At 75.2% G+C, this 21,338-nt stretch carries 19 protein-coding genes; 1 reads left to right on the forward strand and 18 read right to left on the reverse strand.

Annotated elements, in window-relative coordinates:
• Positions 1-209: 209 nt before the first annotated feature.
• The 18 genes from BMW62_RS12235 to pyrR form a co-directional block, all read right to left on the reverse strand.
• Positions 210-1,607 (reverse strand): RsmB/NOP family class I SAM-dependent RNA methyltransferase, encoded by a 1,398-nt coding sequence (locus BMW62_RS12235; RefSeq protein ID WP_091931142.1) that lies wholly within the window; start codon positions 1,605-1,607, stop codon positions 210-212.
• Complete coding sequence (gene fmt / locus BMW62_RS12240) at positions 1,604-2,584, reverse strand: methionyl-tRNA formyltransferase (protein WP_091931143.1); 981 nt, start codon at positions 2,582-2,584, stop codon at positions 1,604-1,606. The genes BMW62_RS12235 and fmt overlap by 4 nt, the downstream gene beginning before the upstream one ends.
• Positions 2,533-3,066: a peptide deformylase gene (def, locus tag BMW62_RS12245; RefSeq protein WP_091931144.1), complete on the reverse strand. Its 534-nt coding sequence runs from the start codon at positions 3,064-3,066 to the stop codon at positions 2,533-2,535. Before def ends, fmt begins: the two co-directional genes overlap by 52 nt.
• Positions 3,063-3,788, reverse strand: coding sequence for an aspartate/glutamate racemase family protein (locus BMW62_RS12250; RefSeq protein ID WP_091931145.1), 726 nt, complete (start codon positions 3,786-3,788; stop codon positions 3,063-3,065). The genes def and BMW62_RS12250 overlap by 4 nt, the downstream gene beginning before the upstream one ends.
• Positions 3,789-3,956: 168 nt before the next feature.
• Positions 3,957-5,918 carry a primosomal protein N' gene (locus BMW62_RS12255; protein WP_091931146.1) on the reverse strand — a complete coding sequence of 654 codons (1,962 nt, stop codon included), beginning with the start codon at positions 5,916-5,918 and terminating at the stop codon, positions 3,957-3,959.
• Positions 5,919-6,011: 93 nt separating this feature from the next.
• On the reverse strand, positions 6,012-7,226 hold the full coding sequence (metK, locus tag BMW62_RS12260; RefSeq protein WP_091931147.1) for a methionine adenosyltransferase: 1,215 nt from the start codon (positions 7,224-7,226) through the stop codon (positions 6,012-6,014).
• Between the two features lie 98 nt (positions 7,227-7,324).
• On the reverse strand, positions 7,325-8,566 hold the full coding sequence (gene coaBC, locus BMW62_RS12265; RefSeq protein WP_091931148.1) for a bifunctional phosphopantothenoylcysteine decarboxylase/phosphopantothenate--cysteine ligase CoaBC: 1,242 nt from the start codon (positions 8,564-8,566) through the stop codon (positions 7,325-7,327).
• Between the two features lie 179 nt (positions 8,567-8,745).
• Entirely contained in the window at positions 8,746-9,009 is a 264-nt protein-coding gene (rpoZ, locus tag BMW62_RS12270; RefSeq protein WP_014376157.1) for a DNA-directed RNA polymerase subunit omega, read from the reverse strand.
• A 60-nt stretch (positions 9,010-9,069) separates the two neighbouring features.
• The gene (gmk, locus tag BMW62_RS12275; protein WP_091931149.1) at positions 9,070-9,669 is read right to left on the reverse strand and encodes a guanylate kinase; all 600 of its coding nucleotides are present in this window, start codon (positions 9,667-9,669) and stop codon (positions 9,070-9,072) included.
• Positions 9,670-9,714: 45 nt separating this feature from the next.
• On the reverse strand, positions 9,715-10,071 hold the full coding sequence (mihF, locus tag BMW62_RS12280; RefSeq protein ID WP_091931150.1) for an integration host factor, actinobacterial type: 357 nt from the start codon (positions 10,069-10,071) through the stop codon (positions 9,715-9,717).
• Between the two features lie 461 nt (positions 10,072-10,532).
• Complete coding sequence (locus BMW62_RS23480) at positions 10,533-10,655, reverse strand: hypothetical protein (protein ID WP_280138651.1); 123 nt, start codon at positions 10,653-10,655, stop codon at positions 10,533-10,535.
• Positions 10,652-11,530, reverse strand: a complete 879-nt coding sequence (gene pyrF, locus BMW62_RS12285; RefSeq protein ID WP_091931151.1) for an orotidine-5'-phosphate decarboxylase — start codon at positions 11,528-11,530, stop codon at positions 10,652-10,654. The genes BMW62_RS23480 and pyrF overlap by 4 nt, the downstream gene beginning before the upstream one ends.
• 73 nt (positions 11,531-11,603) lie before the next feature.
• Complete coding sequence (locus BMW62_RS12290) at positions 11,604-12,980, reverse strand: beta/alpha barrel domain-containing protein (protein WP_244524000.1); 1,377 nt, start codon at positions 12,978-12,980, stop codon at positions 11,604-11,606.
• A gap of 5 nt (positions 12,981-12,985) precedes the next feature.
• Complete coding sequence (gene carB / locus BMW62_RS12295) at positions 12,986-16,315, reverse strand: carbamoyl-phosphate synthase large subunit (RefSeq protein WP_091931153.1); 3,330 nt, start codon at positions 16,313-16,315, stop codon at positions 12,986-12,988.
• Positions 16,315-17,481, reverse strand: coding sequence for a glutamine-hydrolyzing carbamoyl-phosphate synthase small subunit (gene carA / locus BMW62_RS12300; RefSeq protein ID WP_091931154.1), 1,167 nt, complete (start codon positions 17,479-17,481; stop codon positions 16,315-16,317). Before carA ends, carB begins: the two co-directional genes overlap by 1 nt.
• Positions 17,482-17,558: 77 nt before the next feature.
• The gene (locus BMW62_RS12305) at positions 17,559-18,845 is read right to left on the reverse strand and encodes a dihydroorotase (protein ID WP_170852354.1); all 1,287 of its coding nucleotides are present in this window, start codon (positions 18,843-18,845) and stop codon (positions 17,559-17,561) included.
• Complete coding sequence (locus BMW62_RS12310; RefSeq protein ID WP_091931156.1) at positions 18,845-19,765, reverse strand: aspartate carbamoyltransferase catalytic subunit; 921 nt, start codon at positions 19,763-19,765, stop codon at positions 18,845-18,847. Before BMW62_RS12310 ends, BMW62_RS12305 begins: the two co-directional genes overlap by 1 nt.
• Positions 19,762-20,385, reverse strand: coding sequence for a bifunctional pyr operon transcriptional regulator/uracil phosphoribosyltransferase PyrR (gene pyrR, locus BMW62_RS12315; protein WP_091931157.1), 624 nt, complete (start codon positions 20,383-20,385; stop codon positions 19,762-19,764). Before pyrR ends, BMW62_RS12310 begins: the two co-directional genes overlap by 4 nt.
• 224 nt (positions 20,386-20,609) lie before the next feature.
• Between pyrR and BMW62_RS12320 the strand changes: the two genes are divergently transcribed.
• Entirely contained in the window at positions 20,610-21,167 is a 558-nt protein-coding gene (locus tag BMW62_RS12320) for a transcriptional regulator BldD (protein ID WP_091931158.1), read from the forward strand.
• Positions 21,168-21,338 lie beyond the last annotated feature (171 nt).

A 21,338-nucleotide genomic window follows, 5' to 3' on the forward strand; every position in this document is an offset into this window, starting at 1 on the left:
CCCGGCTGGACCCACACCCTCGACCCCGACGGCGTGCTCACCGTCATCACCCCCACCGGCGTCACCCGCACCAGCCGACCACCGGGCTTCCGCGTTCTCACCGCACCACCACAACCACCACCGGACCCGGAACCGAACCAGGCACCGGACCCGGACGACGACCCGCCACCCTTCTGACCCGATCGTCAGGCCGGGAGCGGCCGCGTCGGTCAGCGGGTGCGGCGGAGCAGCGCCATGAACATCGCGTCGGTGCCGTGCCGGTGCGGCCACAGCTGCCCGTGGTCCCCGCGTGCGATGCCCGGCACCTCCGGGAACAGCGGTGCCACCGGCAGCACCTCGACGTCGTCCCGGGCGGCGGCGGTGTCGACGACGGCCGCCGTCTCCTCGGTGTGCGGCGAGCACGTGACGTAGGCCAGCACCCCGCCCGGGCGCACCGAGGCCAGCGCGGCGGCGAGCAGCTCGGTCTGCAGCTCCACCAGCGCGGGAACGTCCTCCGGCGTACGCCGCCAGCGCACCTCCGGGCGGCGGCGCAGCGCTCCCAGCCCCGTGCACGGCGCGTCCAGGAGCACCCGGTCGAACGTCCCGGGCGCCCACGGCGGCTCGCGGCCGTCGGCGGCCAGCACCTCGACGTCGGCCTCCCCGCCCAGCGCCTGGCGCACCAGTTCGGCGCGGTGCGGCGCGCGGTCGGCGGCGGTGAGCCGGACCCCCTCGGGGCGGAGCGCGGCGAGCAGCCCCGCCTTGCCGCCGGGGCCGGCGCACACGTCCAGCCACGCCTCGTCCCGCCCCTCCAGCGGAGCGCGGGTGAGCAGCAGCGCGGCGAGCTGGCTGCCCTCGTCCTGCACCGCCGCGCGTCCCGCGCGCACCGAGGCCAGCCGGCCGGGGTCTCCCCCGCCGAGCCGCACCGCGTACGGCGACCAGGGGCCGGGCTCGCCGCCGGACTCCTCGGCGAGGGCGTCGCGCTCCATCCGGCGGGCGACCAGGTGCACCTCCGGGGCTGCGTCGTCGGCGAGCAGCGCCGGCTCCAGCTCGGCCTCATCCCCGAGCGCGTCGCGCCAGGCCTCGACGATCCAGCGCGGGTGGTCGCTGGCCAGCGCCAGCCGCTCGTCGCCCTCGGCACCCAGCGTCGCCAGCCAGGAGGCCCGGTCACCACCCGCCGCGACCTTGCGCAGCACGGCGTTGACCAGACCGGAGGCCCCGGTGCCGACGATCGCGCGGGTCAGGGCGACGGTGGTGTCCACGGCCGCGTGCGAGGGCACCCGCAGGTCCACGATCTGGTAGGCGCCCAGCCGCAGCAGGTCCAGCACCCGCGGGTCCAGCTCGGGCAGCGGGCGGGACACGAGGCCGGTGAGGATCGCGTCGAGGGTGCCCCGGGCGCGCAGCGCGCCGTAGGCGAGCTGGGTGGCGAAGGCGGCGTCGCGGGGCTCGAGGCCGCGTTCGCGCAGCAGCTGCGGGAGGAGCAGGTTGGCGTAGGCGTCGCGCGCCGAGACGCCGTCGAGGACGTCGTAGGCGGTCAGCCGGGCGCCGTCGAGCGGACGTCGTCGCGCGGCCGGGTGCGGGCGGCCACCGCGGCGCGGGCCGCCCCCCTGGCGCTTCGGCGGGCGGGTCACTCGCCGCCCAGCCGCTCGCCCGGTCCGGGTCGCGCCCCGCGGGCCCAGTCCGCGGCCGGCAGCATCCGCTTGCCCGCGGGCTGCACCCGGTCCAGCTGCACCGCGCCGTTACCGGTGCCCACGAGCACGCCTCCGCTCCCGACCTGCAGCTCGCCGGGCCCGAGGGCGGGCCCCTCCGGCGCGGGCACGACGGGGCCGAGCCGCAGCCGCTCCCCGCGCCACGTCGTCCACGCGCCCGGAGCCGGGGAGCCCCCGCGGATCCGCCGGTCCACCACGTGCGCCGGCAGCGCCCAGTCGACGCGGGCGTCCGCCGTCTCGACCTTCGGGGCGAGGCTGATGCCCTCGGCCGGCTGCGGCTGCGGCTCCAGCGCGCCCGCGGCGATGCCGTCCAGCGTGGCCAGCAGCAGCTGCGCACCGCTGACGGCGAGCCGCTCGAGCAGGTCGCCGGCGGTGTCCCGCGGCCGGATCGCCTCGGTGAGCGTGCCGTAGACCGGGCCGGTGTCGAGGCCGGCCTCCAGGAGGAAGGTGGACGCCCCGGTCACCTCGTCGCCGGCCATGATCGCGTGCTGCACCGGCGCGGCCCCCCGCCACGCGGGCAGCAGGGAGAAGTGCAGGTTCACCCAGCCGCGCGCCGGCACGTCCAGCGCCGCCTGGGGCACCAGCGCGCCGTAGGCGACCACGGGCACGCAGTCGACGCCGAGCCCCGCGAGCTGCTCGAGGAACGCGGGCTCGCGGGGTGACCGCGGCTGGAGCGCCGGGAGCCCGGCCGCGTCGGCCCGCTCCGCGACCGGGGAACGGCTGACCTTCCGGCCGCGCCCCGAACGGGCGTCCGGCCGGGTGAGCACGGCGACGACCTCGTGGTCGGAGGCGAGCAGCGCATCCAGGGAGGGGACGGCGGGCGCCGGGGTGCCGGCGAACAGGAGCTTCAGTGCGGGCTCACCTTCACGACGGGGAGGTAGCTGCCGTGGCCCTGCCATTCGGCGGCCTGGATCTCGGCGAGCGCGGCGGCGCGGTCGGCGTCGGCGAGCCGCTCGACGAACAGCACGCCGTCGAGGTGGTCGGTCTCGTGCTGGATCGCGCGGGCCAGCAGCTCGGAGCCCTCGACCCGCACCGGGTCGCCGTGCACGTTCCAGCCGGAGGCGACCACGTGCAGGTGGCGGCGGCAGTCGTAGCGCAGGTCGGGGATGGAGAGGCAGCCCTCGGGGCCGTCCTGCACCTCCTCCCCCACCGCGGCGACGTCGGGGTTGACCAGGTGGCCGACCTCGCCGTCGACGTACCAGGTGAAGACCCGGAGGCCGACGCCGATCTGCGGCGCCGCCAGGCCAGCGCCCCCGGCGGCCTGCATGGTGTCGGTCAGGTCGTCGACGAGCCGCCGGAGCTCGGCGTCGAAGTCCACGACCGGGGCCGCGGGCCGGTGCAGCACCGGGTCGCCGAACAGCCGGATGGGGGTGACGCTCACCGGTCGATCGTATGCGGGGGTGCCGCGCCCTCCTCGGCCAGCGCGGCCCGGACGGCGGCGGCGACGTGCAGCGCCGTCGTCGGGAAGGTCGCGACGGGCACGTCACCCGGCCCGATCAGCAGCTCGATCTCGGTGCAGCCGAGCACGACGCCCTGCGCGCCGCGGGCCACCAGCCGGTCGACCACCTCCTGGTAGGCCCGCCGCGACTCCCCGCGGACGACGCCGAGCACGAGCTCCTCGTAGATGACCCGGTGCACCAGGTCGCGGTCGGCCTGCTCGGGAACCAGCACCTCCAGCCCCGCGGCCGCCAGCCGGTCGGCCAGGAAGGGCTGCTCCATCGTGTAGCGGGTGCCCAGCAGGCCGATGCGGGACAGCCCTGCGGCGCTGATCGCCTCGGCGGTGCTGTCGCCGATGTGCAGGAACGGGACGTCGATCCCGCTCGTCACCGCGTCGGCGACGGTGTGCATCGTGTTGGTGCACAGGAGCACGAAGTCGGCGCCGGCGGCCTGCAGCGCGCGGGCGTCAGCCGCCAGCAGCTCGCCGGCCGCGGCCCAGTCGCCGGCGGCCTGCAGCCGCTCGATGACGGCGAAGTCCACCGACAGCAGGATGCAGCGCGCCGAGTGGAACCCGCCGAGCCGGTCGCGCACCTGCTCGTTGAGCAGCCGGTAGTAGAGCGTGCTGCTCTCCCAGCTCATCCCGCCCAGCAACCCGATCGTCTCCACCCGCGGCATCGTCGCAGCTCGCCGGTGTCCGGCCGAGGAGGGCAAGGCACCAGGCTTCCCCGGAGACAGTCGTCCTCTGCCCACCCGGGCGGGGCAGAGAGTGACTCCCCCTGAGACAGCACTGCTGGGGAGAGCGCTGCCGGGGGAAGCGCTGCCGGGAAGACGCGGCTAGACCAGGTCGAGCGGGTCGAGCTGCACGCGCACGTGCTCGGGCACCTTCTTCGCGCTCCGCACCCCCTGCACCTCGGCCAGCGCGTGCGCCAGGGCAGCGCCCTCGGTGCGCGGCACGCGCACCAAGTACCGCTCGCGCTCCCCCTCCTGCCCGGGCCGGGGCCGCTCCGGGACCGGCCCCAGGAGATCGGCGCCGGCCGGCAGCCGCGCCGCGGCCAGGAACTCGCCCAGCGCCGACGGCGACGCCACCAGCGATGCCATGCGCGTCACCGGCGGGAAACCGAGCTCCCGGCGGTCGGCGAGCTCCCGCTCGGCCAGCCAGGCCGGGTCCCAGCGCACCAGGGCCTGCACGACCGGGTGGGCGGCGTCGGCGGCGACGACCACCTGGCCGCCGGCCGAGGCCGGCCGCACGAGCGCGGCGGCGTTGGCCCACCGGCGCAGCGTCTCCTCCCCGGCGCGCAGGTCGGCCCGGCCCAGCAGCGCCCAGGAGTCCAGCAGCAGCGCGGCGCCGTACCCGCCGTCGGCCACCGGCTCCGCGCCCGGCGTCGCGACGACCAGCGCCGGCCCCGCGGGCACGGTGGCGAGGACCCCGGACGTGCTGCCGGAGGTGCGCACGGTCGTGCCCGGGAAGGCGCGCGCGAGCTCCTCGGCGGTGCGCGACTCCCCCACCACCGCGGCCCGCAGCTTCGTCGCGTGGCAGTGCGGGCAGTCGAAGGTGGCGGCCGGACGGGCGCACCAGCGGCAGGCCGGGATGCGGGCTCCCCCGGGACCGGGGCGCGCGGAGATGCCGAGCGGGCCGGAGCAGTGAGCGCACCGGGCGGGTGCCCGGCAGCGGGCGCACGCCAGCGACGGGACGTAGCCGCGCCGCGGTACCTGCACCAGCACCGGTGCGCCGGCGGCCAGCGCCCGGCGGGCCGTCTCGTAGGCCAGCGAGGGCAGGCGGGCGGTGCGGGCCGCGGGGTCGCGGGCCAGCTCGAAGTCGTCGCCCAGCGCCTGCACCCGGGGAGCGGACGCGCGCAGCGCGGCGCGGTCGGCGACCAGCTCGTTCGCCCAGCCGGACTCCACCAGCAGTGCGGCCTCGGCGGTGCGCGACGTTCCCGCGACGACCGCGGCGCAGGAGTCCAGCCAGGCCCGCTGCACGAGCACGTCGCGGGCGTGCGGGTAGGGCGCGCGCTCGTCGGAGTGCAGGTCGTCGCCGTCGTCCCAGACGACCACCAGGCCGAGGTCGCGGACCGGCGCGAACATCGCCGCCCGGGTGCCGAGCACCACCTGGGCGGCGCCCCGGGAGGCGGCGAGGAACCGGCGGTAGCGCTTCTCCGGGGAGTCGTCGGCCCGCAGCACCGTGAACGAGCGCTCGGGCAGCAGGCGCTGCGCCGCCGCCGTCAGCCGGTCCAGGTCCCGGCCGTCGGGGACGACGACCAGCGAGCCGCGCCGCCCCGACAGCGCGGCGCGGCACAGCTCGACGAGCCGGGTGGGCCAGTCCTCACCGGGCAGCGCCGTCCAGACCGCGCGCGCCGGCCGCCCCTCGGCCAGGGCGGTGAGGAGCGCCGGACCGGCCTGGTACCGGGCGAACCCGGCGGGGTCCGGCGGCTCGGGCAGCGCCTCGGGCGTCGGCGACTCGCGCTTCTCCGCCGCGCCGCGGCGCGGGGGCAGGGCCAGCCGCAGCACGTCGCCGGCGGTGCCCGCGTAGCGGTCCGCCACCGCCCGGACCAGCCGCGCCACCTGGGGAGTGAGAACCGGCTCCCCGGAGGGCACGTGGGAGAGCGGCTGCAGCGTGCCGGTGAAGTCCGTGGTGTCCGCGAGCTCCCAGACCACGCCGTCGACCAGCCGGCCGTGGAACCGGACCCGCACCCGGCACCCGGCCTGCACCGTTTCGGCGAACTTCTCCGGGACGGCGTAGTCGAAGGGCCGGTCCAGGTGCGCCAGGGGGACGTCCACGACGACCCGGGCGACCTGCACCCGATCAGTCTCCCCGCCGCTACTGACTGGAACGGCCCCCTCCCCGGGGCCCGGCCTGAGCGTGCGAAGGCTGGGGAGGGAGGGGGTCCTTCATCAGCCGATCGCGGCCTTGAGCGCCTCGACGCGGTCCAGCCGCTCCCAGGGCAGGTCGAGGTCGGCGCGACCGAAGTGTCCGTAGGCGGCGGTGGGGCCGTAGATCGGCCGCAGCAGGTCCAGGTCGCGGACGATGGCGCCCGGCCGCAGGTCGAACACCGAGGTGATCGCCTTCTCCAGCACCTCGTCGGCGACCGTGCCGGTGCCCTGCGTGTCGACGAACAGCCCGACCGGGTGCGCCGCGCCGATGGCGTAGGCCACCTGAACCTCGCAGCGGCGGGCGAGACCCGCGGCGACGACGTTCTTGGCCACCCAGCGCATCGCGTAGGCGCCCGAGCGGTCCACCTTCGACGGGTCCTTGCCGGAGAAGGCGCCGCCGCCGTGCCGGGCCATGCCGCCGTAGGTGTCGACGATGATCTTGCGGCCGGTGAGCCCGGCGTCGCCCATCGGGCCGCCGATGACGAACTTCCCGGTCGGGTTCACCAGCAGCCGGTGCCCCGTGGTGGGGAGGCCGAGGGCGGCCAGCTCCGGCTCGACGACGAGCTCCTCGATGTCGGGGGTCAGCAGCGTCTCGATGGAGATGTCCTCCGCGTGCTGCGAGGAGACGACGACGGTGTCGACGGCGACCGGGCGGTCGTCCTCGTAGACCACGGTGACCTGGGTCTTGCCGTCGGGGCGCAGGTAGGGCACCGAGCCGTCCTTGCGCACCGCGGAGAGCCGGCGGGAGAGGCGGTGCGCCAGCGCGATCGGCAGCGGCATCAGCTCGGGGGTCTCGTCGGTCGCGTAACCGAACATCAGGCCCTGGTCGCCGGCGCCCTGGCGCTCGATCGCGTCCTCGACGGCCTGCTCCTGGTCGCGGACCTGGGCCTGGGTGCGCGACTCGTACCCGATGTCGACGCCCTGGGCGATGTCGGGGGACTGCGCGCCGATGGAGACGCTGACACCACAGGAGGCGCCGTCGAAGCCCTTCCGGGAGGAGTCGTAGCCGATCCGCAGGACCGTCTCGCGGACGATCGCCGGGATGTCGACGTATCCGGCCGTGGTGACCTCGCCGGCGATGTGCACCTGGCCGGTGGTGATCAGCGTCTCGACGGCGACGCGGCTGCGCGGGTCCTGGCCGAGCATCGCGTCCAGGATCGAGTCGCTGATCTGGTCGGCGATCTTGTCCGGGTGGCCCTCGGTCACCGACTCGGACGTGAAGAGGCGGCGTGGCACTCGGACTCCCTGGGGACGTGGCTCGACGGGTCGTTCGGTGCGGAGCACCGGGGAGGAACGTTACCGGCGCGCTCCGCAGGCGGGCACGACGGCGTGCGTCAGGCCCGCCCGGGCGGGGTCAGCCGGGCTGCGACCGCGGTCCAGATCCCGGCGGCCACGGCGTCCTTGCTGCCCCGCGGGACCTCGGTGGCGGGGCCGTCGGCGGCGAGCACGACGACGGCGTTGTCCGGCCGGCCGAAGACCTGCCCCGCCGAGACGTCGTTGACCACCAGGAGGTCGCACCCCTTGCGGGCGAGCTTCGCCCGGGCGTGGGTGAGCACGTCGGCGTCGGCGTCCCCGGTCTCGGCGGCGAAGCCGACCACCAGCTGGCCGGGTGCCCGCTCGCCGACGAGCTCGGTGAGCACGTCGGGGTTGCGGACGAGCTCGACCGCGGTCGGCTCACCGGCCGAGCCCTTCTTGAGCTTGGTCGCGGCGACGCCGGCCGGGCGGAAGTCGGCCACCGCCGCGCTCATGACCACCACGTCGGCTGTCGCCCCCCCAGCCGCCCCGGCCTCGGCGAGCATCGCGGTGCGCAGCTGCTCGGCCGTCTCCACGGCCACGACCCGGACGCCGAAGGGCACGGGGGCCTCCACGTTGGCTGCGACGAGCACCACGTCGGCGCCCCGGGCGGCGGCGACGCGAGCCAGCGCCCAGCCCTGCTTGCCCGACGATCGGTTGCCCAGGTAGCGCACCGGGTCCAGCGGCTCACGGGTGCCGCCGGCGCTGATGACGACCTTCCGGCCGGCGAGGTCGCGGGGCAGCGCGGCGGCCCCGCCCTCGAGCACGACCGCGGCCAGCGCGGCGACGTCGGCGGGCTCGGGCAGCCGGCCGGGTCCGGAGTCGGGCCCGGTGAGCCGGCCGACCGCCGGCGGGAGGACGATCGCGCCCCGGCGGCGCAGCGTGGCGACGTTGTCCTGCGTCGCGGGGTGCAGCCACATCTCGGTGTGCATGGCCGGCACGAAGACCACCGGGCAGTGCGCGGTGAGCAGGGTGGCGGTCAGCAGGTCGTCCGCCCGGCCCGCGGCGGCGCGCGCCAGCAGGTCGGCGGTGGCGGGGGCGACGACGACGAGGTCGGCGTTCTGCCCGATGCGCACGTGCGCGACCTCGGGGACGTCGGACCACACGTCGGTGGTCACCGGGTTGCCGGACAGCGCCTCGAAGGTCGCGGCCCCGACGAAGTGCAGCGCCCCGGGCGTGGGGACGACGCGGACGTCGTGCCCCGCCTCGGTGAAGGCCCGCAGCAGCAGCGCGGCCTTGTACGCGGCCACTCCCCCGCTGACGCCCAGCACGATCCGGCTCATGCGCTCATCCTCCCGATCGCACCTCCGGTGTGTGACCGGAGCCTGCGGCACTGCTCTCGAAGAACGACGCACCCGGCAGCAGCTGCCGGGTGCGTCGTCATCACTTGGGGTGCTGGAACGGCCCCCTCGCAGGGCCCCGCCGCGAGCTCGCGAGCGGTGGGGGGCGAGGGGGTCCTTCTTCAGTTCTCGCCGGCGGTGTGCGCCAGGAGGCCCTCGTTGATCTCGCGGAGCGCGATCGACAGCGGCTTCTCCTGGGGCGCGGTGTCGACCAGCGGGCCGACGTACTCCAGCAGGCCCTCGGAGAGCTGGCTGTAGTAGGCGTTGATCTGGCGCGCGCGCTTGGCGGCGAAGATCACCAGGCCGTACTTGCTGCTGGTGCGCTCGAGCAGCTCGTCGATCGGCGGGTTGGTGATGCCCTCGGGGGCGGGTGCGACTCCGGACACGGTCGGACGGGTCTCCTCGATCGTTTTCGTGGGAGCGGGCGGGCCGGCGGACCGGCGGGCTCACTCGTGGGCGCTGCCCCCCGCAGACGGACCGGGTGACGGCGCAGTCAGCAAGCCTACCAACTCGTCCGCGGCGCGGGCGACGTCGTCGTTGACGACCACCACGTCGAACTCGCCCGAGGAGTCAAGCTCGGCCTGCGCGATCGCCAGCCGGCGCTCCTGGACGGCGGCCGGCTCGGACCCCCGGCCGGCCAGCCGGCTCACCAGCTCGGCCCACGAGGGCGGGGCCAGGAAGACCAGTTGGGCCTCCGGCGCCCGCGCCCGGACCTGCCGGGCGCCCTGCAGCTCGATCTCCAGCAGCGCGGGCCGGCCGCTGGCCAGCTGCGCCTGCACCGGCGCGAGCGGGGTGCCGTAGCGGTTGCCCGCGTACTCGGCCCACTCCAGCAGCCCCTCGGTGGCGATCAGGCGGTCGAACTCGGCGGCGGAGACGAAGTGGTAGTGCACGCCGTCGACCTCACCGGGCCGGGGACGACGAGTGGTGGCCGACACCGACACCCAGACCTCGGGGTGCCGCCGCCGGACCTCGGCGACCACGGTGCCCTTGCCGACCCCGGAGGGTCCCGAGAGCACGGTCAGCCGTGCCGGTGTCGCTACAGCCACTCGTCGTCCTCGCCCGGGGTCGTCGGCGGTTGCCGACGACCCTCCTCAGACGGAGCCGTCGGCGGGGACCTGATCGGCGTCGACCTTGTCGCCGCCGAACTCGGCCTCCAGCGCCCGCCGCTGGTTGGCGCCCAGCCCCCGCACGCGCCGCGTGGGGGAGATCTCCAGGCGCTCCATGATCTTCGCAGCCCGCGCCTTGCCCACACCGGGCAGGGATTCCAGCACGGCGGAGACCCGCATCTTGCCGATCACTTCGTCGGTCTCGCCCTGCTTGAGGACGTCGCCGACCGTGGCGCCCTTGCTCTTGAGTCGCTCGCGCAGCTCGGCGCGCGCCTTGCGGGCCGCGGCCGCCTTCTCGAGGGCGGCGGCCCGCTGTTCCGGGGACAGTTCAGGCAGGGGCATCGTGCAACCCAATCGTGTGTCGTCGTCGGCCGATCTCCGACCGGCGGTCGTTCGGTTTGCGGAGACGCACCGCGTCTCCGCCGCGAGCCTCTCGGTCGCCGTGGTTCCCGGCAAATCCGCAGGTCACGCGCGGGCACGGAGACCGGCCGCGCGACCCGGGAACCCCACGTTCACACGATCGCTGCCTGTCCGGTGACCGTGCGTAATCATCCCAGGTCGGGGCCTCTATCCGGACGGTCCGGTTTCGCCGCGTCGGCGCCCCGCGCAGGCGGGGGTCGGGAACCCGACACGCCGACGAGACGACACGCCCGACGGCCGTTCCGGCCCGGTCAGCGGCTCGGCGCACGGCTCGGGGAGCGGCTCTCGGGTGCCGCGTCCCGTGCGTGAGGGGCGTCGACCTCGCGGTGCGGTCGCCGTCCTCGCGGTGTGCGGCGAGGACGGCGGCGGTATCGCGCGGCTGATCAAGCGGCGTCGGCGAGCCCCGACCCGGCACCCGGGCGGTTGGCCGCGGCGAAGGCGAGCACCCCGGCGACGAGCAGCGCGGCGCCGAGCGCCCCGGCCAGCCACGGCAGCGCCCGCCTCATGCCGCCAGGGCCTCCGCCCAGCGCTCGGCCGCGACCCGCAGCGCCGTCGCGTCCGGGCCCGCGCCCAGCACGTCGCGGGACACCGTGGGCACGACCGCCGCGCGGTCGCCGAACAGCCTGCGCAGGTCGGCGACCGTCCCGCCCTGCGCGCCGAGCCCGGGCGCGAGGACCGGACCCCCCAGGCCGGAGAGGTCGACGTCGAGGTCGCGCAGGGTCGCCCCGACCACCACGCCGAAGGAGCCGGTGCTGGGGCCGAACCCGGTGGCGAGGTCCCGCAGGGCCCCCGGGTCGGGCAGCGGGTCACCCACGACCCAGCCGGGGGTGTTCCAGCCGCGCACCGTGTCGACGACGACCTGTGCGGCCGACCGCTCCCCCACGAGCGCGTGCTGGAGGGTGCCGGCGTCGGGGTTGGAGGTGCGGGCCAGCACGAACAGGCCCCCGCCGTGCTGCCGGGCGGTGTCCACCGCGGGCTGCAGCGAGCCCGGCCCGAGGTAGGGGCTGACCGTCATCGCGTCCACCGCCAGCGGGTGGTCCGGCCGGAGCTGGTCGGCGTAGGCGGCCATGGTGGAGCCGATGTCGCCGCGCTTGGCGTCCAGCAGCACCAGCGCCCCGGCGGCGCGCGCCCGGGCCACCCCCTCCTCGAGCACGGCGAGGCCGCGGGAGCCGAACCGCTCGTAGAAGGCGATCTGCGGCTTGAGGACGGCGACCGACCCCGCCAGCGCGTCGACGACGGCGTCGGTGAACCGGGCCACCCCGGCGGCGCTGTCGGGCAGCCCCCAGGCGTCGAGGAGGGCGGCGTGCGGGTCGATGCCGACGCAGAGCGGCCCGCGGGAGGCCACCGCATCGGCCAGCCGCTGCCCGAAGGGTGCAGTCACGAGTCCTCCTCGCTGTCGCTCGTCGGACTCGCGCCCGGCAGTGCTGTGCCCATGCGTGACCTCGCGAGCTCGGTCACTCGACCTCCACGGATCGGGACAGGGTCTCCCCCAGCTCGTCGACGCAGCGCCGGGCGAGCAGGGGGTCGGCGAACGCGCCGGCGGCGGACTGCACGGCGTCGGCCCCGGCGGCGAAGAGGGCCTCGAAGGACGCCGGGTCGGTCACCCCGCCCATCGCCAGGACGTCGAAGGGCACCCCGCCGGCCTCGCGCAGCGCCACCAGGCGGCGGGTGAAGTCCAGCGCCGATCCGCGCACCGCGATGCCCGAGAGCCCGGCCAGCTCCCGCCCGGGGAAGGTCGGGGTGCCGTCGCTGCGCCGCACCCGGCTCTGCACGGTGTTGATCCCGGCGATCCCGTCGACCAGCGGGGCCAGCCGCGGGACCAGGGCGGCGAGCCGCTCCCGGTCGAGCCAGGAGAGCTTGGCCACCAGACCGGTGCGGTCGTCCAGCTGCCGGCGCACCGCCTCGACGACCGCGACCGTCGCGTCGGCGTCCAGGCACAGCGGCGGCTTCACCCCGGCCGCCGACCGGTCGAGGGTGTTCGGGCAGGAGAGGTTCAGCTCGACCACCGTCGCGCCCGCCTCCTCGGCCAGCCGCGCCGTGCGGGCGAAGTCGGCGGCCAGCGCGGCCGCCTCGCCGGCGCCCTCGGGGTCCTCGCCCATGACACTCACCAGGAGGAGCTGCTCGTCCCCCACCGCGGCGACGGCGCGCGCGAGGTCGGCCATCCACTCCTCCGGCTCCGGCGACGGGACGCCGAAGGAGTTCACGCTGCTCACCGCCGGTGAGCCCGGCGGCACCCAGTCCCACGGGTCGGCGACGACGTCCGCACCGGCTCCCGGGGGGAGGCTCGCCGTCAGCCCCGGTGCGACGGTCCAGTTCGGGGCCTCGTTGGGCGGGTGGGCACGGCCGCGGACGGTCTTGTACGTCAGCACGTTCCAGCCGTCGGCCACGTTGCGCCGCACCCACGCCGCGCTGCCGTTGAGCACGCAGGAGGGCACCCCGATCGGGAACCCCACCGTGCGGCCGAGCAGCGGCCAGCGCCGGCCGCCCGCCGTCGGCCGCTCGGGCAGCCGCGGGCCCAGCGGGCGCTCCAGGTTCTCCCGGAAGGAGCCCAGCACGTCGTACGCCGGGCTCGGCACCCCGTGCCGGGCCAGCAGGTCGGCCTGCCGGGCGGTGTAGAGCGCCCGGGTCAGCAGCGGCAGGTCGTCCTCGCCGACGGCGCCGGTCGCGAGCCGGGCCGCCAGGTCGGTGGCTGCGCCGGTCAGCGCGTCGAGCTCCGCCTGCGGGGGCCGCCCGAACCGGGTGACCCCCGCGGCGAACGCCGCGGGCAGCCCGTCGACCAGCCCGCGGGCGACGAGGTCGTCCCGCAGCCGGGTCACGGCGCCGGGTGGCACCGAGGTCACTCCCCCGTCCCGGCGAAGGTGCTCGGCCCGCCGTGCGTGCCGCCGGCCAGCGCAGCGTGCACCTCCTGCAGGCTGCGCACCCCGATGCCGCCGTGGCGGAGCGCCTCGATGCCCTGCACCGCGGCGGCCATGCCCTGCACCGTCGTGATGCACGGGATGCCGGCGCTCACCGCGGCCGTGCGGATCTCGTAGCCGTCCAGCCGCGGCCCGCTGTTGCCGGGCGCCCCGAACGGCGTGTTGACGACCAGGTCGACCTCGCCGGCCTGGATCCGCTCCACGACGTTGCCCGGCCCCTCGCTGAACTTCCCGACCACCTCGGCCGCGACCCCGTGCCGCCGCAGCACCTGCGCGGTGCCGGTGGTGGCCAGCAGGCGGAAGCCCAGGTCGGCCAGCCGCTTGATCGGGAAGACCGCCGAGCGCTTGTCCCGGTTGGCCAGCGACACGAACACCGTGCCCTCGGTCGGCAGCGACCCGTAGGCGGCGGCCTGCGACTTGGCGAACGCCGTGCCGAACTGCGCGTCCAGGCCCATGACCTCGCCGGTGGACTTCATCTCCGGGGAGAGCACGGTGTCGACGCCGTGGCCCTCGACCGTGCGGAAGCGGTGGAAGGGCAGGACCGCCTCCTTGACCGCGATCGGGGCGTCGTCGGGCAGGTCGGTGCCGTCACCGGTGGCCGGCAGCACGCCGGCGGCGCGCAGGTCGGCGATCGACTCCCCGACGGCGATCCGCGCCGCAGCCTTGGCCAGCTGCACCGCCGTCGCCTTGGACACGAACGGCACCGTGCGGCTGGCCCGCGGGTTGGCCTCGATCACGTAGAGGATGTCGTCCTTGATCGCGTACTGGACGTTCATCAGCCCGCGGACACCGATCCGGGCGGCGAGCTTCTCGGTGGCCGCGCGGATCTTCAGCAGGTCCGCCGAGCCGAGGGTGATCGGCGGCAGCGCGCAGGCCGAGTCGCCGGAGTGGATGCCGGCCTCCTCGATGTGCTCCATGACCCCGCCCAGGTAGAGGTCGGTGCCGTCGTAGAGGGCGTCGACGTCGATCTCGACGGCGTCCTCCAGGAAGCGGTCGACCAGCACCGGGTGGTCCGCGCTGACCTCGGTCGCCTTGGCGATGTACGCCTCGAGCGTGGCGTCGTCGTAGACGATCTCCATGCCGCGCCCGCCCAGCACGTAGGAGGGGCGCACCAGCACCGGGTAGCCGATCCCCGTGGCGATGGCGTGGGCCTCGGCGAACGTCGTCGCCGTGCCGTGCTTGGGCGCCAGCAGGCCGGTGTCGGCGAGCACGCGGGAGAACGCCCCGCGGTGCTCGGCGGCGTCGATCGCCTCGGGCGAGGTGCCGAGCACCGGCACGCCGGCGTCCTTCAGCCGCTGCGCCAGGCCCAGCGGCGTCTGGCCACCGAGGGTGCAGATCACCCCGGCCACCGGCCCGGCCGCGCGCTCGGCCTCCACGACCTCGAGGACGTCCTCGAAGGTCAGCGGCTCGAAGTAGAGCCGGTCGGCGGTGTCGTAGTCGGTGGAGACGGTCTCGGGGTTGCAGTTGACCATCACCGCCTCGTAGCCGGCGTCCTGCAGCGCCATGACCGCGTGCACGCAGGAGTAGTCGAACTCGATGCCCTGCCCGATCCGGTTGGGCCCGGAGCCCAGGATCAGCACCGCGGGCTTCTCCCGCGGCTGGACCTCGGTCTCCTCGTCGTAGGAGGAGTAGTGGTACGGGGTGCGGGCGGCGAACTCGGCGGCGCAGGTGTCCACGGTCTTGTAGACCGGCCGCACGCCCAGCCGCCAGCGCAGCGCGCGGACGCCGTCCTCACCGGCGAGCTCGGGCCGCAGCGCCGCGATCTGCCGGTCCGAGAGCCCGTGCCGCTTGGCCCGCCGGAGCAGCTCCGGGGTCAGGGACGGCGTCTCGCGGACGGCGGCGGCCACCTCGCGGACCAGCAGGAGCTGGTCGACGAACCACGGGTCGAAGCCGCTGGCCTCGGCCACCTGCTCGACCGTCGCGCCCGCCGCCAGCGCCGCCTCGGCGGTGTAGAGCCGGCCGTCGACCGGGGTGCGCAGTGCGTCGAGGAGCTCCTCGGCCGAGCGCGGGTCGGCCGCGCCCGTCCAGAAACCGGCCACCTTCGTCTCGGTGGAGCGCATCGCCTTGCCCAGCGCCTCGGCGAAGTTGCGGCCCATCGCCATGACCTCGCCGACGCTCTTCATCGTCGTGGTCAGCCGGGGGTCGGCGCCGGGGAACTTCTCGAACGCGAACCGCGGGATCTTCACCACGACGTAGTCCAGCGTCGGCTCGAAGGCGGCCGGGGTGACACCGGTGATGTCGTTGGTGATCTCGTCGAGGGTGTAGCCGATGGCGAGCTTCGCGGCGATCTTGGCGATCGGGAAGCCGGTCGCCTTGGACGCCAGCGCGCTGGAGCGGGACACGCGGGGGTTCATCTCGATGACGACCAGGCGGCCGTCGGCCGGGTTGACGGCGAACTGGATGTTGCAGCCACCGGTGTCGACGCCGACCTCGCGCAGGACGGCGATGCCGACGTCACGCATGCGCTGGTACTCGACGTCGGTGAGGGTCATCGCCGGCGCCACGGTCACCGAGTCGCCGGTGTGCACGCCCATCGCGTCGATGTTCTCGATGGAGCAGATGACGACGACGTTGTCGCTGCGGTCGCGCATGAGCTCGAGCTCGTACTCCTTCCAGCCGAGCACCGACTCCTCGATCAGCACCGTCCCCACCGGGGAGTCGGCCAGCCCGTGGGCGGCCATGCGGCGCAGCATCGGCTCGTCGGTGGCGAAGCCGGAGCCCAGACCGCCCATGGTGAAGCTCGGCCGGATGACCACCGGGTAGCCGACCTCCTCGGCGGTCTCCAGCGCCTCCTCCACCGTCGAGCAGACCCGCGAGCGCGGGGCGTCGGCGCCGATGGACCGGACGATGTCCTTGAACATCTGCCGGTCCTCGCCGCGGTTGATCGCGTCGACGTCGGCGCCGATGAGCTGCACGCCGTACTTCTCGAGCACCCCGTTCTCGTACAGGCCGATCGCGATGTTCAGCGCCGTCTGCCCGCCGAGGGTCGCCAGCAGCGCGTCGGGGCGTTCCTTGGCGATGACCTTCTCCACGAACTCCGGGGTCAGCGGCTCCACGTAGGTGGCGTCGGCGATCTCGGGGTCGGTCATGATCGTCGCCGGGTTGCTGTTGACCAGGCTGACCCGCAGCCCCTCGGCCCTGAGCACGCGGCAGGCCTGGGTGCCGGAGTAGTCGAACTCGGCGGCCTGGCCGATGAGGATCGGCCCGGAGCCGATCACCATCACGTGCTCGATGTCGGTGCGCTTGGGCATCAGTTGGTCTCCCCCGTGCTCGACTGCACCGTGGTGGGCGGGCTGACGGCCGGGCGGTCCCCGCTGCGGGCTGCCTCCATCAGGTCGACGAAGCGCTGGAACAGCGGCGCCGCGTCGTGCGGTCCGGCCGCGGACTCCGGGTGGAACTGCACGCTGAAGGCCGGGGCGTCGACCAACCGCAGCCCCTCCACGACGTCGTCGTTGAGCCCGACGTGGCTGACCTCGACCGGGCCGTACGGGGTGTCGGTGGGCCGGTCCAGCGCCGCGTCGACGGCGAAGCCGTGGTTGTGGCTGGTCACCCGCACCGTGCCGCTGACCCGGTCGAGCACCGGCTGGTTCAGGCCACGGTGGCCGAAGCGCAGCTTGTAGGTGCCCAGGCCGAGCGCCCGCCCGAGGATCTGGTTGCCGAAACAGATGCCGAACAGCGGGCGGCGGGCGTCGAGCACCCCCCGCACCGCCTCGACCGCGTAGTCGGCCGCGGCGGGGTCGCCGGGTCCGTTGGAGAGGAACACCCCGTCGGGCCCGGCCGCCAGCAGCTCCTCGGCGGTGGCCGTCGAGGGCAGCACGTGGGTCTCGACGCCGAGCGCGGCCAGGTGGCGCGGGGTGGCCGTCTTGATGCCCAGGTCGAGCGCGGCGATCGTGAACCGCTTCTCGCCCACCGCCGGGACGACGTAGGGCTCGCCGGTGCTCACCGTCGGGGCGAGGTCGGCGCCGGTCATGCCCTCGGCCGCGGTGACGCGGGCGAGCAGCTCGTCGGCGGAGAGGTCGGTGCTGATGCCGGCCCGCATCGCCCCCCGGTCGCGCAGGTGGCGGGTCAGCGCACGGGTGTCGACGCCGCTGATCCCGACCACGCCCTGGGCGACGAGCTCGTCGTCCAGGCTGCCGGTGGCGCGCCAGCTCGCCGGGCGGCGGGCGGGGTCGCGCACGACGAAGCCCGCGACCCACATGCGGCTGCTCTCGTCGTCCTCGCCGTTGACGCCGGTGTTGCCGATGTGCGGCGCCGTCATGGCCACGATCTGGCCGGCGTAGCTGGGGTCGGTCAGCGTCTCCTGGTAGCCGGTCATGCCGGTGGCGAACACCGCCTCGCCGACCGTCGTCCCGACCGCGCCGTAGGCCTCGCCCCGGAACGTCCTGCCGTCCTCGAGCACGAGGATCGCGTCACTCACTCTGCTACTCCCGTTCGGCTGCGCGCTCGCTCCGCTCCTCGCTCGTTCCTCGCTGCGATGCTCACTCGCTGTCGCCGTCACCGCGTTGCCTTTCCGTCCAGAACCGTCGGGACGCCCCGCAGGAACGTCGCGACCACCCGGCCGGGGAGCTCCCGGCCGGCATAGGGGCTGTTGCGGCTGCGGCTGGCCAGCGCCGCGGGGTCCACCGTCGCGCGGGCGGCCGGGTCGACGAGCACGAGGTTGGCCGGCTCGCCCGGTGCGATGGGGCGGCCGTGGCCGTCGAGGCGGCCGATGGCGGCGGGGCGCACCGACATCCGGTCGGCGACGCCGGCCCAGTCGAGCCGGCCCGGCTCGACCATCGTCTCGATGACGACCGAGAGCGCCTGCTCCAGCCCGAGCATGCCGGGCCGGGCCTGCGCCCACTCGCTCTCCTTGTCCTCCACCGCGTGGGGGGCGTGGTCGGTGCCGACGGCGTCGATCGTGCCGTCGGCCAGCCCGGCCCGTAGCGCCTCGACGTCGCGGTCGGTGCGCAGCGGCGGATTCACCTTGAACACCGGGTCGTAGGACTCCGCGCAGGCGTCGGTGAGCAGCAGGTGGTGGGGGGTGACCTCGGCGGTGACCTGCACCCCGCGGGACTTCGCCCAGCGCAGGATCTCCACCGAGCCCGCCGTCGAGACGTGGCAGACGTGCAGCCGCGCGCCGACGTGCTCGGCCAGCAGCACGTCGCGGGCGATGATCCCCTCCTCCGCGGCGGCCGGCCAGCCGGTGAGACCGAGCTTCGCGGAGCGGTCGCCCTCGTGCATCTGCGCGCCGGCGGTCAGCCGCGGCTCCTCGGCGTGCTGGGCGACGACGCCGTCGAAGGCCTTCACGTACTCCAGCGCGCGGCGCATGAGCGCGGGGTCGGCGACGCAGTGCCCGTCGTCGGAGAAGATCCGCACGCGGGCGGCGGAGTCGGCCATCGCGCCGAGCTCGGCCAGCCGCTCGCCCCCGAGCCCGACGGTCACCGCCCCCACCGGGACGACGTCGACCAGCCCGGCCTCCTGGCCCAGCCGCCACACCTGCTCGACCACGCCTGCGGTGTCGGCGACCGGGTCGGTGTTGGCCATGGCGTGCACCGCGGTGAACCCGCCGAGGGCGGCGGCCCGGCTGCCGGTCTCAACCGTCTCGGCGTCCTCGCGGCCCGGCTCGCGCAGGTGGGTGTGCAGGTCGACCAGGCCGGGGAGGGCGATGAGGCCGGTGGCCTCGACCACCTCGGCGCCGGTGGCGTCCAGCGAGTCGCCGACCGCGGCGATCCGGCCGTCCTCCACCAGGATGTCGGCGGGCTCGCCGCCGAGCGGCCGCGCCCCCTTGATCAGGTAGTTCATCACTGGGGCGAGCCTCCGAGCAGCAGGTAGAGCACGGCCATGCGGGTCGAGACCCCGTTGGCGACCTGCTCGACGATCGTGGAACGGACGGAGTCGGCCACCTCGGCCGCGATCTCCATGCCGCGGTTCATCGGGCCGGGGTGCATGACGATCGCGTCGTCGGGCAGCGCGGCCATGCGGCGGGCGTCCAGGCCGTAGCGGCGGCTGTACTCGCGGGCGCTGGGGAAGAACGAGGCGTTCATCCGCTCCGCCTGGACCCGCAGCATCATCACCACGTCGCTCTTGGGCAGCACCGCGTCCAGGTCGTAGCCGACCTGGGCCGGCCAGCTGCCCACGCCGACGGGCAGCAGCGTGGGCGGGGCCACCAGCGTCACCTCGGCACCGAGGGTGTGCAGCAGCCCGACGTTGGACCGGGCGACCCGGCTGTGCAGGACGTCGCCGACGATCGTCACGCGGACCCCGTCGAGCCGGCCCAGCCGCTGCCGGATCGTGTAGGCGTCCAGCAGCGCCTGCGTCGGGTGCTCGTGGGTGCCGTCGCCGGCGTTGACCACGCTGCCGCGCACCCAGTTCGCCAGCCGGTGCGGTGCCCCGGAGGCGGAGTGCCGGACGACGACGGCGTCGGCGCCCATCGCCTCCAGGGTGAGCGCGGTGTCCTTGAGGCTCTCGCCCTTGGAGACGCTACTGCCCTTGGCGGAGAAGTTGATGACGTCGGCCGACAGTCGCTTGGCCGCGAGCTCGAAGCTGATCCGCGTGCGGGTGGAGTCCTCGTAGAAGAGGTTCACCACCGTGCGCCCGCGCAGGGTGGGCAGTTTCTTCACCTCGCGGCCGGCGAGCGCCTGGTCGATCTGCGCGGCGGTGTCGAGGACCAGCGTCGCGTCGTCCCGGTCGAGGTCGGCTGCCTCCAGCAGGTGCCGCTTCACCGGTCCCCCTCCTCGGTCACGAGCACCTCGTCGATCCCGTCGACCTCCTGCAGGTGCACGCGCACCTGCTGCGTCCGCGACGTCGGCACGTTCTTGCCGACGAAGTCGGCGCGGATGGGCAGCTCGCGGTGGCCGCGGTCGACCAGCACCGCCAGCTGGACGCTGCGCGGGCGGCCCAGGTCACGCAGGGCGTCCAGCGCCGCGCGCACCGACCGGCCGGAGAAGAGGACGTCGTCGACGAGGACGACCAGCCGGTCGTCGATCCCGTCGTCGGGCAGGACCGTGGGCTCCAGCGCCCGGACCCCGCGCAGCCGCAGGTCGTCGCGGTAGAGCGTGATGTCGGCGGTGCCGACGTCGACCGCGACGCCGGTGAACGCCTCGATGCGCCCGGCGAGCCGGCGGGCCAGCGGCGCGCCCCGGGTCGGGATGCCCACGAGGACCAGGTCGGAGAGCCCCCCGTCGGCCTGGTCGGAGCCGTCGTCGGGACGCATGCTGGCCGCCCGCTCGATGAGCTGGTGGGCCATGCGGTCGACGACGCGGGCGACGTCGGCGGAGGAGAGCAGGGTGCCGGGGGTGCTGCCGGGAGACGTGCTCCGGGCAGGGTCGGGCGAGCGGGCCATGAGGCCTCCTTCCCCGCCTCACTGGACGGGTCGTTAAAGGAGTGGTCGGACCGGCGTCGACGGTACTGCACGCCCACGTCCGGCTCGCCGCCGCCCGGGCGGCCCCGCCGGCGCGGCGTCCGCCTGCGGTTTCGCGCCGACCCGGCTGTTGTGATTCCCGCTTCGCACGTACGCTGCGTGACGAACAGCCCCGATCCGAGACGACGGACAGTGAGCAGACAGCGATGAGCACCGACTACTCACGGGCCCTCGGCGCCCGGCTCCGCGCGATCCGCAACCAGCAGGGCCTCTCCCTGCAGGGCGTGGAGGACAAGTCGCACGGCCGCTGGAAGGCGGTCGTCGTCGGCTCCTACGAACGCGGCGACCGCGCCGTGACCGTGCAGCGCCTCTCCGAGCTGGCGGTCTTCTACGGCGTCCCGGTGTCCGAGCTGCTGCCCGATCCGCGGCCCAGCTCCGCCGTCACCTCGACCAACAAGATCGTGCTGAACCTGGAGTCGCTGGGGTCGTTGCCGGCCGACGAGGCCGGCCCGCTGGCCCGCTACGCCTCGACCATCCAGGCGCAGCGGCACGACTACAACGGCAAGGTGCTGTCGATCCGCGCCGAGGACCTGAAGTCGCTGGCGATCATCTACGACATGAGCCCCGACGAGCTCACCTCCCGGCTGATCGAGTGGGGTGTGCTCTCCCCCGGGATGGAGGGGATCGTCAGCTCCGGTGGCGACGAGGAGCTCGAGGAGGACGTCGACGACGCCTGGGGTGACCGCCGGCGCTCCCCGCGCTGAGAAAACACCCCCTGCCCCCCGGCGCTCGCGAGCTCGCGCCGGGCCCCTGCAGGGAGCGGTCGTTCCATCCGCTCACCAGCGGACCGGCTGGTTCCGGACACGCGCCGCGGGTGCTGTCGCCGGAGCAGCGGATGTGCCAGGGTGCGGCGACCCGGGCACCCGACCGGGAGG

This window comes from Blastococcus sp. DSM 46786, from assembly GCF_900109665.1.
Lineage (GTDB): Bacteria > Actinomycetota > Actinomycetes > Mycobacteriales > Geodermatophilaceae > Blastococcus > Blastococcus carthaginiensis.